Genomic DNA, 14,093 nt, shown 5'->3' with positions numbered 1-14,093 from the left:
GATCTGCCGGTACCGATAGGGTGGCCCGCCGACACTGCTGGGTCCCGGCCTGCCGATACCGCTGGCGCGGCCGACTGTTTTTGTACGAGGGCGCGCCTACCCGACGTATGGCGACGATCAAGGACAGCGTCCACGACCACATCCAGGTCGAGGGCGTCGCTGCCGCCCTCCTCGACACCGAGCCGGTACAGCGGCTCCGGCACATCAAGCAACTGGGAACCGTCCAGTTGGTCTACCCCTCCGCGAACCACACGCGGTTCGAGCACTCTCTCGGCGTCTACCACCTCGCGGATCGCGCGCTCGATCACCTGGGGATCGGCGGGCGGCAGGGCGAGCGGGTCCGCGCGGCCGCGCTGCTCCACGACGTCGGCCACGGGCCGTACAGCCACAACGTCGAATCCGTCACTCACCGGCACACCGGAAAGTACCACGACGACGTCCACGAACTGCTCGCGGCGGGCGCGGTCGGAGCGGTCCTCCGCGATCACGACCTCGACCCCGAGCGCATCGCGGACCTCGTCGCCGGCGAGGGCCAGTACGGTCAACTCGTCTCGGGAGAGCTCGACGTCGACCGGATGGACTACCTCGTTCGCGACGCCCACCACACGGGCGTCCCCTACGGCACGATCGACCACGAGCGGCTGATCCGGGAGCTCACCTTCGTCGACGGCGAACTCGTCCTCGCGGAGGGGAACGTCCAGACGGCCGAGTCGCTGCTGCTCGCGCGCGCGTTGATGAATCCGACCGTCTACCAGCACCACGTCGCCCGCATCTCGAAGGCGATGCTCAGGCGGGGGGCCGAGCGGCTGCTCGAACGGACGGACACCACGCCGAGAGAACTCCGCCGGATGGACGATCACGACCTGCTGGTCGCGCTGCGGACCACGGAGGCGACGGGCGAACTCGCTCGCCGGCTGCGGACCCGCGACCTGTACAAGCGCGCGGTCTGGGCCGAACTCGAAGCCGTTCCCGCGGACGTCGTCGACGCCGACTACGCGACGCTCCGGGACCTCGAGGCGGCGATCGCCGATCGGGCGGATCTCCCCGCCGAGCAGGTCGTCGTCGACGTCCCGAAGCGACCGTCGATGACCGAGTCCTCCTCGCGGGTGATGGTGAGCGGCGAGATGCGACAGCTCGGCAAACAGTCGCCGCTGGTGTCGGCGCTGCGGACGGCACAGAAGCAGCAGTGGCGGCTCGGCGTCTACGTCCCCGCCTCGGAGACGGACCGGGCGGGACGGTCGACCGCGGAGACGCTCGGCCTCGACCTCGACGGGGCGCTCGTCTCCGACGTGCGCCCCGGTGTGACGGCGACGCTCGACGAATTCACGGACGCGGAACCGTGACTGCCGATCTCTCCGCGCTTCCGCCCACAGCGACTCCCACCGCACTCCGAGAGCTCCCACCACACTCCGGGAGTTTCAAGCCGCTGTACCGGCGATGAATCGCCAATGATCGCCGAGGGAACGGTACTGCGCGGTCCGGAACTCGAACCCGTCCGGGGACGCGTCGTCGTCGAGGACGGCGAGATCGTCGCCGTCGAGGAGGCGGACGTCTACGCCGACGACGTCGTCCTGCCGGCGTTCGTCAACGCCCACACCCACATCGGCGACTCGATCGCCAAGGAGGCCGGCGCGGGGCTCTCTCTTGACGACCTCGTCGCGCCGCCGGACGGGTTGAAGCACCGACTGCTCCGGGCGGCGGGTCGCGAGGAGACCGTCGAGGCGATGCGTCGCTCGCTGCGACTGATGGGAGAGACGGGGACGGCCGCGTGCATCGAGTTCCGCGAGGGCGGCGTCGAGGGCGTCGAGTACATCCGCGAGGCCGCCGACGGTCTCCCGATCGAACCGGTGACGCTCGGTCGTGAGTCCGAGGCCGCGATGCACGAGTCCGACGGTTTCGGCGCGTCCGGCGCGCGCGACGGCGACTTCGACCGTCTCCGGAACGCCACGCGCGAGGCGGGCAAACTGTTCGGAATCCACGCGGGCGAGCGCGACCCGCACGACATCAACCCCGCGCTGGATCTCGACCCCGACTTCCTGGTTCACGTGGTCCACCCCGAACCGATCCACTACGACAGGATCGCCGACGACGACGTCCCCGTCGTCGTCTGCCCGCGCTCGAACCTCGTCACGGGCGTCGGCGTGCCGCCGATCCGCGAACTCGTCGAGCGGACGACCGTCGCGCTCGGGACCGACAACGTGATGCTGAACTCTCCGTCGATGTTCCGCGAGATGGAGTTCGCCGCCAAACTCGCCGACGTCCCCGCGACCGAGGTGCTCAAGATGGCGACCGTCAACGGTGCGAATATCGCGGGACTGAACTGCGGCGTCGTCGAACCCGGCCGCGACGCGAAACTGCTGGTCCTCGACGGCGAGTCGGACAACCTCGCCGGCGCGCAGGATATCGTCCGCGCGGTCGTTCGTCGCGCGGGCGCGAGCGACGTGAAGAACGTCGTGCTGTAGCCGACGGCCGTCGTCCCGGGGTGTCTGCGGCGGGGGATCCGTCGGCGCGGTCCGCACGTCGTCGCTCGTCTGCACCGGGAGTGGGCGACGGGCAACGGCTTTGTGGCTGGGCGGACGACTCTCGGCGATGCGACGCAGACGACTGCTCGCCGCCCTCTCCGTCCTCCCCGCATCGCTCGCCGGTTGCGGCGGTCGCACCGGACCGACTACGGACCGCCCCACCGAGACCGACACGACGGTTCCGGGGCCGACGGCGACGCCGCTGTCGGAGACCGAACCCCTACCGAACCCCCCAGAGTCCCCGTCCCCAGCGGACGCCCTCGCGTTCGTTCGCGAGTACGAACGCGTCGCCGTCCGCAACGCGCTCGTCGAGTACGCCGGCGACGCGCCCGCGAGGCGACCGGAGGTCGGCGACCCCGCCGCGACCCTCGTCGTCGAGAGCGACGCGGGGTACTTCCTCTTCGGCGCGTGCAGCGCGGCCGCGCAGTACGGCGAGCGCGGCGGCTACGGTCGAAACCGACACGAGGTTCCCCACTTCGTCGGCCGCGGCGGCCACCACGAGGTCGCGCCCTGGAGCGCGGTGGTGTGTGAATCAGCCGACGAGCCCTTCGCCGCGGCCGATCCGGGTGCGAACGCCGTCGATCCCACCGAGCACTACGGCGCAGAAATTCACCTCTTCCGCTTCGACGGGGCCGAACACCCGGTCACGGTGTCCGTCGACTACCTCGACGACGGCGCGCCTCGCGCCGTGTTCTCGACGACAGTAGCGGCGAGCGCTGACGCGCCGGACCCGGCCTACGAGTACGTCCTCGGCAACCTCGCGGTACGGAGAGGGAAATACCGAGTCACCGTCGACGTCGCCGGAGCTTCGGCGGCGGATCCCGATGCGGTGTCGACGTGGACGCTCTCGACCCCCGAGGCCCCCTCCTGGACGGGGCTCTCGGTCTTCGTCGACGACGACGGCCGGCCGCACATCGGCCTCCCCGACACCGACAACGACTCGCTCGTGCCGGGGCCGTCGCTGTGTGCGCGGCAGTTGCGACACGGGGAATAACGTGGTCGGTTCAGAAGGGGCCGCGTCCTCCCGCTACTCTTCGACCCGTCCGTCGGCCAGTTCCTCGGCGACGACGTCGGGCGTCAGGAGGTCGGGATCGACGGCAAGATCGGCCTGTCCGCGCGCGAACTCCGGGAGCGAATCCCTGGAGTAGGCGACGATCCGGACCTCGGTGTTCGCCTCCTTCGCCACCGGAATCGCGGAGGCGTCGTCCATATCGGTGAGGACGAGCGTGTGGGCCTCCGCGAGTCCGGCCGCGTCGAGCGACTCCCGGGTGGCGACGCCCGTGACTCGGACGACCTCGACGCCGAGCGATTCGAGCGCTTCGCCGAGGCCCTCCGCGTCCGCGCCTGCGACCAGGATCATTCGTACTCGATCGTCGCGGGCGGTTTGTGCGTCACGTCGTAGACCACGCGGGCGACGTTCTCGTTCTCGCCGGTGATCCGCGACTGGATGCGCTGGAGCGTCTCCCAGGGGAGCTCCTGCGCGCGCGCGGTCATCCCGTCGCGGGACTCGACCGAGCGCACCGAGACGATCCAGCCGTGGACCCGGTTGTCCCCCTTCACGCCGGTCGCCTTGCCGACGACGGCTGCGAACGCCTGCCAGGGGTCGTGCTCGGCGGTCTCCTCCTCGACGATGTGACACGCCTCGCGGGCGATTTCGACCTTCTCTCGGGTCACCTCGCCGACGACGCGGATCGCCAGCCCCGGCCCGGGGAACGGCATCCGCTCGGAGATGATCTCTTCGAGGCCGAGTTCGCGGGCGACGTCGCGGACCTCGTCCTTGTACAGCTCGCGGACGGGTTCGACGAGCCCCTCGAAGTCGACGACCTCGGGGAGGCCACCGACGTTGTGGTGCGATTTGATGTTTCCTTCCGATTCGATCCGGTCGGGGTAGATCGTCCCCTGAACGAGGTAGTCGGCGTCGGCGGAGACGGCCTCGCGCTCGAACTCGCGGATGAACTGTTCGCCGATGGCGTGACGCTTCTCCTCGGGGTCGGTGATCCCCGCGAGCGCGTCGAGGAAGCGGTCCTGCGCCTCGACGACGCGCAGGGAGTCCATGTACGAGAAGGTCTCGCGGATCTGGTCGGTCTCGCCCTTCCGCATCAGCCCGGTGTCGACGTAGACCGGCGTGAGCCGATCCCCGATCGCGCGGTACGCTAACGCGGCGGCGACCGAGGAGTCGACGCCGCCCGAGAGCGCGATGATCGCGTTTGCGTCGCCGACCGCCCCCTCGATCTCCTCGACGGCGTCCTCGATGAACGACGGTGCGTCGACCATCAGGCCTGCACCTCCCTGTCGGCCAGATCACGCGCGTCCAACTCCCCGGAGACAGCGTCCAGGAAGCCGACGAACGGCGGACTCGCCCGGTCCGGCCGCGAGCGGAACTCGGGGTGGAACTGCGTCCCGAGGAAGAACGGGTGGTCGGTGCGTTCGAGGATCTCCATCCGGTTGTCGGCCCGTCCCGAGAAGTCGAGTGCGCCCGCCTCCAACTCGTCGATGTACTCGGGGTTGACCTCGTAGCGGTGTCGGTGTCGCTCGGTGCAGACCGTGTCGCCGTAGACCCGCTCGGCGAGCGACCCGGCCTCGATGTCTGTCTCGTGCGCGCCCAGGCGCATCGTCCCGCCCATGTCGTTGACCTCGTACTGCTCGGGGAGGATGTCGATGACGGGGTGATCGGTGTCGGGGTCCAGTTCCGCGGAGTGGGCGTCCTCGAACCCGAGGACGTTTCGAGCGTGCTCGACGACCGCCATCTGGAAGCCCAGACAGAGACCCAGGAAGGGCACGTCGTTCTCCCGACAGTACTCGACGGCCTTCAGTTTCCCCTCGATTCCGCGGGAGCCGAAGCCCCCGGGGACGACGACGCCGTCGGCCTCCTTTAACCGGTTCTCGTGTCGGTCGAGCATCTCGTCGGAGTCGACCCACAGGACGTTCACTTCAGTTCTGCGCTCGATGCCCGCGTGCTTCAGCGCCTCGTGAACGGACATATACGCGTCTTCGAGGTCGTACTTGCCGACGAGGGCGATGTCGACCTCCTCGGTCCGCTCGCGGGTGACCAGTTCCCGCCAGCGGTTCTCCCGCTCTTCGGGCGGCAGCGCCTCCGAGTCGAGTTCGAGTCGCTCCATCACGTACTGGTCGAGACCCTCCTCCTCGACCATCAGCGGGACGTGATAGACGTCGTCGACGTCGGCGTTCGAGAAGACCGCCTCCGTCGGGACGTCACAGAAGAGCGCGATCTTCTCCTTCGTCTTCGGTTCGAGTTCGTTGTCACAGCGCCCGACGAGGATGTCGGGCTGGAGGCCGATCGAGCGGAGTTCCTTCACGGAGTGCTGCGTCGGCTTCGTCTTCTGCTCGCCGTTCTTCGAGTACGGGACGAGCGTGACGTGCGTGAAGAGAATGTCGCCGTCGTCCTCCTCGTGGGCGAACTGCCGCAGCGCCTCCAGGTAGGGCATCCCCTCGATGTCGCCGACGGTGCCGCCGACCTCGACGATACAGACGTCGGTCCCCTCCGCGGCCTCCCTGATCCGACGCTTGATGTCGTCGGTGATGTGCGGAATGATCTGGACGGTCTTGCCCAGGTAGTCGCCCGCGCGCTCCTTCTCGATGACGTGTTGGTAGGTCTTCCCCGTGGTGACGTTGTGATCGGAGGTCATGTCGACCCCGAGGAAGCGCTCGTAGTTTCCGAGGTCCAGGTCGACCTCGCCGCCGTCTTTCAATACATATACCTCGCCGTGCTGGTAGGGGTTCATCGTCCCCGCGTCGACGTTGAGGTACGGATCGATCTTGACCGCGGTCACGTCGAAGCCCGCGTTCGACAGCAGACGGCCGGTACTCGCGGCGGTGATCCCCTTGCCCAGTCCGGACATCACCCCGCCGGTCACGAAAATGAACTTCCGACCCAGCGTGGGGTCGTACCCGGTGTCGGGTTCCTTCGGCATACCGAGTGTCCGCGAGGCCGCATCAAAACCGTTTCGGAGCGACGGAGCGTCTGTGATCGAACCGCACGGATTCCGCAGTATCGTCCGCTCCGATTCTGGGATATCAGTGGCGCTTTCGGCGCAACAGTGAACGAGCGTTCAATTCCGGTTTCGCCCCCTCGTGAAGCAACCAGTCGCTGTCGCGGTCGCGACGGATCGCCGGCTCGTTGCTCGGTCCGCCGACCCGCTACTCGACCCGCAGACTCGCTACTTCACCGACCGAGACGCGCTCGGTCCCGACGCCCGCTCGACGATTTCGTCGTTTTGGAGATCGACGCGCTCGACGCCGGGAATCTCCAGAATCAGGTCCGGGCCGAACGCGCCCGCGGGCGTCTGGTAGCCCGCGGGGGCCCCGCCGTCGAGCACCTTCGTCGCCGTCAGCAGCGCCGTTCGAACCGTGAGATGATACGTCTCCGGCGTCCGAAGCCGCGAGACGACGCGGTCGTCGGGAGATCGTGCCTCGCCCCAGACCCGCGCTTCTCCGGTCGAGCGCGTCTCCGCGTCGGGGCCGTCGACGTAGCGGTCGACGAGCCACGAGAGCGCGCGCTGGAGGGTGTCGCTGTCCAGGCCGCCGCCGAGGTACGACGAGACTGCGACCGCCCGCCGCGCGTTCGCCGGCAGGGAGAGGTACACGTCCACGTTCGGAATCCCGGTGGTGTGATACGCCGTCGAGACGTCCCCCCAGGGGATCGAGACCGCGCGGCGGAGTCCGTCGCCGAAGTCGACGACGCGCGTCCGCGCGCCGACCCGCTCGTGTCGGAGTCGACCGTCGCGGCGCACCGCGCCGCCGGAGCCGAGGTCCGAGAGGACCGTCTTCAGCGTCCCCGGCGAGACGCCGCCGTCGGCCTCCAGCGCCAGCGAGAGGTGCGTCGCGTCCGGCAGGCGACGGTGGAGGTGCGCCGCCAGACAGTCGGTGGGGACGACGTCGAAGCCGACGCCCGGCAGCAGCGTTACCCCGGCCGCCGCCGCATCGGCGTCGCGGCGGCGGATCCGCTCGAAGACGGCCAGTTCGCCGGTGATATCGAGGTAGTGCGTCCCGCACTCGACGCAGGCGTCGGCCATCGCGTCGGCGGTCTCGGCGAACGGCCCGGCGCAGTTGAGCACCGCGTCGACGTCGCCGAGGTGCGCGGCCGCGTCCTCGACGGGGAACGTCCGCGCCTGCAGACCGTGCGCGGTCGCGACGCCCCGCGTCTTGGTGACGTCCCGTCCGGCGACGACGGGGTCGAGGCCGCGTTCGACCGCGGCCTCGACGATCAGGCGACCGGTGTAGCCGTACGCGCCGTAGACGAGGAGTCGGGCGTCGGAGCCGGCCTCCGTTTCGGAGTCGGCACCGCCCCGTGTTTCGGAGTCGGCGTTCGCGGAAGGGTCGGAATCGACGTCGGAGCGGGATTCGGAGTCGGTCATACTCCCGAGTTCGATCGGGACGGACAAAGGGACACCGGCGTCGGCTCCGACGCTTCCCCGTCGACACCGAAACTGTCGAAAGCGTGGCCGCCGTCGAACGAGTATGGAACTCCCACCGCTCGGTCTCGGCACGTACAAACTGACGGATCCCGAAGACACGCCAGCGGCCGTCGCCACGGCGGTCGATCTCGGCTACGACCACGTCGACACCGCGCAGATGTACGGGAACGAGGCGCTCGTCGCCCGGGGGCTCGCGCGCGCCGACCGCGACGCCGACGACGTGTTCGTCGCGACGAAACTCGACACCGGGAACCTGGCGTACGACGACGTGCTCGCGACCGCGCGCGAGAGCGCGGAGCGCCTCGACGTCGACTCGATCGACCTGCTGTACGTCCACTGGCCGACCGAGACGTACGACCCCGAGGAGACGCTGCCCGCGCTCGACGAACTCGTCGACGAGGGCGTCGTCGAGCGCGTCGGCCTGAGTAACTTCCGCCCCGATCAGTTGGAGGCCGCCATCGACCGACTCGATACGCCGCTTTTCGCCCACCAGGTCGAGATGCATCCGTTGCTCCCGCAGACGGAACTGCACGAACTGGCCGTCGAGCACGGTCACCGCCTGGTCGCGTACTGCCCGATCGCCCGCAACCGGGTCGCCGAAGTCGATACCATCGCCGACGTCGCGGAGAAGCACGGGGCCACGCCGGCGCAGGTGTCGCTCGCGTGGCTGCTGGCGAAGGAGAGCGTCACGCCGATCCCGAGGTCCGGGACGGCCGCACACATCCGCGAGAACTACGAGGCGCAGGACCTCGAACTCGACGACGGGGACGTCGCCGCCATCGACGACGTCGACCGCCGGCACCGCATCGTCGACTTCGAGAGCGCGCCCTGGAATCAGATCTGAGCGGAGGTTTATATACCGAAGCGGGGCCAGAGCCCCAGTGACGTAGTGAGCGTCCCGCGTCGGTCCGCGATTGTTTCGACACGTCGACGTGGGGACAGACGCCGGCGGCGAGGTCGTCGTCGCGAGCGGGTGTCGACTGTTCGCCCTCTCGGTAGGCCAGCGTCGCGATCGCCCGGTGTCGCGATCGCCCGGTGTCGCGATCGCCCGGTGTCGCGATCGCCCGGTGTCGCGATCACCCGGTGTTCTTCATCCCGGCGGCGATGCCCTTGACCGTCAGCCGCAGCGTCTGCTCCTCGTCGTCGGTCCGGTGCTCCAGTCCGAGCAGGTGCGTCTGCAGCAGGTTCAGCGGATCCACGTAGGGGTTCCGCCGGCGGAGGCTCTCCTCGAGCCACTCGCGCTTCAGCAGCGAGTTCCGGTCGGTCACGTCGAGGACGACCTCGCGGGCGCGCTCGTACTCCTCGTAGAGGTGCGGGAAGAACTCCCCGCGGAGGTCCTCGTCGGCGAGGTCGGCGTAGTAGGCCGCGATCTCGAAGTCGGTGCGGGCGAGCGCCAGCGACGCGTTGTCGAGGGTCGTCCGGAAGAACGGCCACTCCTCGTACATCTCCTGTAGCGTCTCGAGGTCGCCGCCGTTCTCGAGGTACGTCTCGATGCCCGTTCCGAGGGCGTACCAGCCCGTGATGATGCAGCGCGACTGCGTCCAGGAGAACACCCACGGGATCGCCCGCAGGTCCTCGACGGTGCGTTCGCCCGACCGCGAGGCCGGTCGCGACCCCAGGTTCAGGTTCTCGATGACGCCGATCGGCGTCGCCTGCCCGAAGTAGGTGACGAAGCCGTCAGATTCCAGCAAGTCCCGGTACTGCGCGCGCGCCGTGGGAGCCATCTCGTCCATCGCGTCGAGCCATTCGTCTCGGACGTCCTCTTCGGGTTCGCGGATCGCCCGCAGGCGCGAGCGTACCTGCGCGTTCAGCATCTGCTCGACGTTTCGCTCGGCGATCTGGGGGTTCGCGTACTTTTCCGCGATGGCCTCGCCCTGCTCGGTGAACTTGATCTGGCCCGTCACCGTCTCGTTCGGCAGCGCGAGCATCGCCTCGTTCATCGGGCCGCCGCCGCGGGAGATCGATCCGCCGCGACCGTGGAACAGCCGCATCGTCACGTCGAAGTCGTCACAGATCGTCGCGAGACGTCGCTGGTTCTTGTAGAGGTCCCAGTTGGCGGCCAAAAACCCGTTCTCCTTGTTCGAGTCCGAGTAGCCCAGCATAATCTCCTGGACGTTACCCCGGGCGTCCAGCGCCGTCGCGTACGCCTCGTTCTCGAAGAGCGTGCCCATAATGCGCCGCGCGCCGTTGAGCGCCGACTCCGTCTCGAGGAGGGGAACCACGTCGAGTCCGCAGTGGTCGGGCAGGGAGACGACGCCCGCCTGGTCGGCGAGGAAGAGGACCTCCAGCACGTGGCTCGGCTCTTCGGTCATCGAGATGCAGTAGGTGTCGATGGCGCTGACGCCGAACTCCCGCTGCCACTCGCCGAGCATCTCGAAGCGCTCGAGGACGCGCGCGGCCGTCTCGGAGATCTCGCCGGGGTCCTCGAGGTCGACGACCCGCTCCTGTTGCAGGATCGACTCGGTCAGGACCTCGATCCGCTCGTCCTCGTCGAGGGCGGCGTAGTCGATGCCCTCGTTCGCGAGCGCCTCGTGGACGGCTTCCGTGTGGTTCTCCTGGTGATCGCGCAGGTCCAGGCTCGCGAGGACGAGGCCGAACGTGTCGACCTGCCGCATCAGGGGTTCGACGTACTCGTCTGCGACGACGTCCGCGCCGATCGAGCGGAGGCTCTCGTCGATGACGCCCAGGTCTTCGAGGAGTTCGCTCTCGTCGGCGTAGCCGTCTGGGCGGACGTCCTCGATCCGGCGGAGGCGCTCGCGCATCAGTTTGAGCTTCTGACGGTAGGGCTCACCCGGGTAGCGCGCTTCGGCCTCGGCGGCGACGCCGGGGAGTCGGTCCCGGTCGGCTTTCAGCGACCGTTCGAGACCCGCGCCGACCTCGACGCGGCGGCCGTCCTGACTCAGCACGCCCGAGAGCCGTTTGAGCGCTTGGCTGTACTTCTCGAGGACGACCGAGCGTTGCCGCTCCAGCGTGTCGGTGGTCACCTCGGGCGTGACGAACGGGTTGCCGTCGCGGTCGGAACCGGCCCACGAGCGGAACTCGAAGAGCTTCGGGACGTCGACCTCGGGGTACTCCTCGGCCAGGAGGTCCTCCAGTTCGGCGTAGACCTCGCCGACGACGTCGAAGAGGATCGACTCGAGGTACCACTGGACGTTCCGGGCCTCGTCCTGCGGTTCGGGGCGTCGCTCCCGCACCTGGGAGGTCTGCCAGAGGCTCGTTACCTCGGCGTCGACCTTCCGCCACAGCTGATCGTGCTCGCGGTCGGTGAGTCGACGCTCGTCGAGTTCCTCCAAGCGGCTCGCGATGGAGCGGAGCTTCGCCTTCACCGTCTTCCGGCGGGCTTCCGTCGGGTGGGCCGTGAAGGTGGGCTCGATGAGGACGTCGTCGAGGACCTGCTGGACTGTCTCGGGATCGGCGTCGGATTCGAGGAGCGTTTCGACGGTGGCGACGAGGCCGTCTTCGAGTTCGCCCGCCTGGGACGCCTCGCGGACGACGCGGGCCCGCTCGCGCTCCTCGGCGAGGTTGATGAGCTCGAAGTAGGTGGTGAACGCGCGGGCGACGACGCTCTCGTCGTCGGGCGAGAGCCCGTCGAGGCGCTCGTCCAGTTCGGTCCGCGAGTCGCGTTCGTCCTTCCGGTAGTCGATGGCTGCGGTTCTGATGTCTTCGACGGTCTCGAAGGAGTCCCGAGAAGTCTGTTCGGCCAACACGTCGCCGAGGAGGGCACCGAGTTCGTGGACGTCCTGCTTGACGTCCCTGCTGTGCAAGTCCATACCGAGCGATATACTGTCATCCGAGTAAAAACCTCCGTGTTATCGAGAGCTTTAAGTTACGGCAGAGTCGGACGCCGAAATCTCTCATCGCGGGCCGGACCGACGGGTTCGACGGCAGGCGATCCGATAGCGTCGGTCGATCGGGATCGGACGCGACCGCGCTTTTCGTCATCCTTTTTACCGGCGGGACGAAGGTTCTGGTATGAGCGAGCGCGACAAGTACCCGGCGGAATCGGGTCGCCGCCGGTTCGTCAAGGGTGTCGTGGGGGGCGCGGCACTCGCGGGCGTCGGCGCGACAGGCGCTGCTGCAATCAACTCCGCGACGCAGGCATCCGGCGCCGGTGGCGGATCCACACAGGCGTACGCCATCGAGAACACCGACGGTCCCGCACCGCGCGGGATGCCACAGATCCCCGTCGAGATCGACGACGAAGGCTATCTGAAAGGCGTCTGGCCGGAGGTCAAGACCGTAGAACAGCAGGGTGTGCAGGTCACCATCGCCGAGACGGAGGACTTCAAGGGCTCTGGTGTTACCTACAGCACGGACTGGTTCCAGTTCTGCGGCGTCGAGTCCTACGGGGGGATCAACCCCGACTACGACTCGGACAACTACTTCCGGTCGGGGAGCTCGCCGGGGTACGAGTGGCAGAACGAGGCGTACTCGGAGGGCGACCGACTGCACGTCGACGACTTCTCGGACTACCGAGAGTGGTCCAACGGCGTCGGGTCCGACGGTCTCGGCAAGCCCGCGACCGGTCGCTGGCGCTCCGAGGACGCCGAGGACGTCATCCCGATCCAGGTCATCAAGTCCGACCGAGTGCAGGAGATGGCGCAGAACGACCCGTGGCTCGAAGCCTCCACCGAAGAGGGCTACATCGCCTGGCTCAACAAGTGCACGCACTTCTGCTGCGTTCCGAAGTTCAAGTCCGAGGGGTCGGCGAAGTTCGGCGCCGAAAACGACGTCTACTGTCAGTGCCACCAGTCGATCTACGACCCGTTCAGCATCGTCCAGACGCTCTTCGTGGCGCGTCCGCGCCCGACCGAGTAACACGGCGATCTGAACCCTCCGAGCCTCGACGCGGACGATTTTCGAACAGTGTCGGACCGTCCATTTCGAGCGCACGTGTCATCGAACCGTTCCGTTTTGATATTTCGATTCGGATACATTCATGTAGGACCCACCACGAGGGTAACGTAGTATGACTGAACTCGAGGCCGCACCGGAGTCCGACGGTGAGAACCTGGCGGCCTCGGAGATCCACGACGTGCTCCGGAACGATCGTCGGCGACTCGTCCTCGAACGGCTCCGTGCGGACGGGGGAGTCGAGACCGTCGCCGACCTCGCAGAGCGGATCGGCGCGATCGAGTCGGGCGAATCTCCGCCGCCGCGGAACGTCCGCCAGAGCGTGTACGTCTCCCTGCACCAGACACACCTCCCGAAACTCGACGAGCTCGAAATCGTCGAGTACGACCCCGACGCGAAGACGGTCACGCTCGCGGAAAACGCCGACGACGTCGCCGTCTACATGGAGGTCGTCCCCCAGTACGGACTATCGTGGGCGGAGTACTACCTCGGACTCGGTGTCCTGGGGGTCCTCTCGTCGTTCGCGGCGTCACTCGGTGTTCCGGTCCTGCGGTCGCTCTCTCCGGGCGCGATCGGAGCCGCGCTCTCGCTGGTGCTGGTCGGCTCTGCCCTGTATCAGCTCTCCGAACAGGAGAGTTCGCTCTGGCACCGGCTCCGAGACACGTAGACGGCGTCTCTGCGACCCCGTCTACGGAATCGAACGGCCGACCCCGAATCGTCCGGCGACGATCCGGTGTGATCGATGGGCGCTACGTCACCGGGAAGTACGCCTGTGCCCCGACAGCGAGCACGTCGACTTCGACTCGCCGAGCCCGGTGACTACGACGTCGCCGAGCGCGCGGACCACGCCGCCAGCGTGAGTACCGCCACGAGCGTGAACGCGATCAACGAGAGCCGCGGAATCGTGAGAAGGCCGCCCGCCATCGGGTAGAGGACCGACGAGCAGCCGCCGCCGACCGAGCAGGTCGCACCCATCGTCGGCCGAAGTTGCAGCAGGACGTGGTACGCCGAGACGACGACGCCGAGCCCCGAGAGCGGGAGCACGGTTCGCACCACTCGCGGGCGGTCCTCGAAGGACGCGACCCCGAGGACGACCGTGAGCGGGTACAGGAGGATCCGTTGGTACCAGCAGAGCTCACAGGGGACGAGCCCGAGGCCGAGACTGAAGTAGAGACTCCCGAGCGTTCCGACGGCCGCGACGAGTGTCGCGATGCCGAGCGGTAGACGCGTCCGGGAGGGCACAGTGGTCCGGTATCTCCGCTCCCGCTTGAGACTGTCGACG

12 protein-coding genes are annotated in these 14,093 nt (G+C 68.1%); 6 read left to right on the top strand and 6 right to left on the bottom strand.

What is annotated here, in order from left to right; all coding sequences use genetic code 11:
• Nucleotides 1-107 precede the first annotated feature (107 nt).
• The 3 genes from NO876_RS15395 to NO876_RS15385 all read left to right on the top strand — a co-directional run bounded on the left by NO876_RS15395 (nt 108) and on the right by NO876_RS15385 (nt 3,516).
• Nucleotides 108-1,343 carry an HD domain-containing protein gene (locus tag NO876_RS15395; RefSeq protein WP_256422555.1) on the top strand — a complete coding sequence of 412 codons (1,236 nt, stop codon included), beginning with the start codon at nt 108-110 and terminating at the stop codon, nt 1,341-1,343.
• 105 nt (nt 1,344-1,448) lie between these two features.
• Nucleotides 1,449-2,462: an amidohydrolase family protein gene (locus NO876_RS15390; RefSeq protein WP_256422554.1), complete on the top strand. Its 1,014-nt coding sequence runs from the start codon at nt 1,449-1,451 to the stop codon at nt 2,460-2,462.
• A 127-nt stretch (nt 2,463-2,589) separates the two neighbouring features.
• Nucleotides 2,590-3,516: a hypothetical protein gene (locus NO876_RS15385; protein ID WP_256422553.1), complete on the top strand. Its 927-nt coding sequence runs from the start codon at nt 2,590-2,592 to the stop codon at nt 3,514-3,516.
• A 33-nt stretch (nt 3,517-3,549) separates the two neighbouring features.
• Here the strand turns inward: NO876_RS15385 and NO876_RS15380 are convergent, their stop codons facing one another.
• From NO876_RS15380 to NO876_RS15365, 4 genes are all read right to left on the bottom strand, one after another.
• The gene (locus NO876_RS15380; protein ID WP_256422552.1) at nt 3,550-3,882 is read right to left on the bottom strand and encodes a DUF7126 family protein; all 333 of its coding nucleotides are present in this window, start codon (nt 3,880-3,882) and stop codon (nt 3,550-3,552) included.
• Nucleotides 3,879-4,796: a glutamine-hydrolyzing GMP synthase gene (gene guaA / locus NO876_RS15375; RefSeq protein ID WP_256422551.1), complete on the bottom strand. Its 918-nt coding sequence runs from the start codon at nt 4,794-4,796 to the stop codon at nt 3,879-3,881. Before guaA ends, NO876_RS15380 begins: the two co-directional genes overlap by 4 nt.
• Nucleotides 4,796-6,454, bottom strand: coding sequence for a glutamine hydrolyzing CTP synthase (pyrG, locus tag NO876_RS15370; protein WP_256422550.1), 1,659 nt, complete (start codon nt 6,452-6,454; stop codon nt 4,796-4,798). The genes guaA and pyrG overlap by 1 nt, the downstream gene beginning before the upstream one ends.
• A 246-nt stretch (nt 6,455-6,700) precedes the next feature.
• The gene (locus NO876_RS15365) at nt 6,701-7,897 is read right to left on the bottom strand and encodes a saccharopine dehydrogenase family protein (RefSeq protein ID WP_256422549.1); all 1,197 of its coding nucleotides are present in this window, start codon (nt 7,895-7,897) and stop codon (nt 6,701-6,703) included.
• Between the two features lie 103 nt (nt 7,898-8,000).
• Here NO876_RS15365 and NO876_RS15360 point away from each other — a divergent pair, with 103 nt between their 5' ends.
• The gene (locus NO876_RS15360) at nt 8,001-8,801 is read left to right on the top strand and encodes an aldo/keto reductase (RefSeq protein ID WP_256422548.1); all 801 of its coding nucleotides are present in this window, start codon (nt 8,001-8,003) and stop codon (nt 8,799-8,801) included.
• A gap of 232 nt (nt 8,802-9,033) precedes the next feature.
• On the opposite strand, the gene ppc is transcribed toward NO876_RS15360, so the two are convergent.
• A complete protein-coding gene (gene ppc / locus NO876_RS15355; protein ID WP_256422547.1) occupies nt 9,034-11,727 on the bottom strand; it encodes a phosphoenolpyruvate carboxylase in 2,694 nt (897 codons plus the stop codon).
• A 202-nt stretch (nt 11,728-11,929) separates the two neighbouring features.
• Here ppc and NO876_RS15350 point away from each other — a divergent pair, with 202 nt between their 5' ends.
• Both NO876_RS15350 and NO876_RS15345 read left to right on the top strand, forming a co-directional pair.
• A complete protein-coding gene (locus NO876_RS15350) occupies nt 11,930-12,775 on the top strand; it encodes a ubiquinol-cytochrome c reductase iron-sulfur subunit (protein ID WP_256422546.1) in 846 nt (281 codons plus the stop codon).
• 151 nt (nt 12,776-12,926) lie between these two features.
• Nucleotides 12,927-13,478, top strand: coding sequence for a DUF7344 domain-containing protein (locus tag NO876_RS15345; protein WP_256422545.1), 552 nt, complete (start codon nt 12,927-12,929; stop codon nt 13,476-13,478).
• 152 nt (nt 13,479-13,630) lie between these two features.
• Here the strand turns inward: NO876_RS15345 and NO876_RS15340 are convergent, their stop codons facing one another.
• Nucleotides 13,631-14,053 carry a disulfide bond formation protein B gene (locus NO876_RS15340; protein ID WP_256422544.1) on the bottom strand — a complete coding sequence of 141 codons (423 nt, stop codon included), beginning with the start codon at nt 14,051-14,053 and terminating at the stop codon, nt 13,631-13,633.
• Nucleotides 14,054-14,093: the final 40 nt, after the last annotated feature.

It is taken from the genome of Halobellus rarus (assembly GCF_024494595.1).
Lineage (GTDB): Archaea > Halobacteriota > Halobacteria > Halobacteriales > Haloferacaceae > Haloquadratum > Haloquadratum rarum.
The sequence above is the reverse complement of the archived record's forward strand: the minus strand, read 5'-3'. Positions and strand labels throughout refer to the sequence as shown.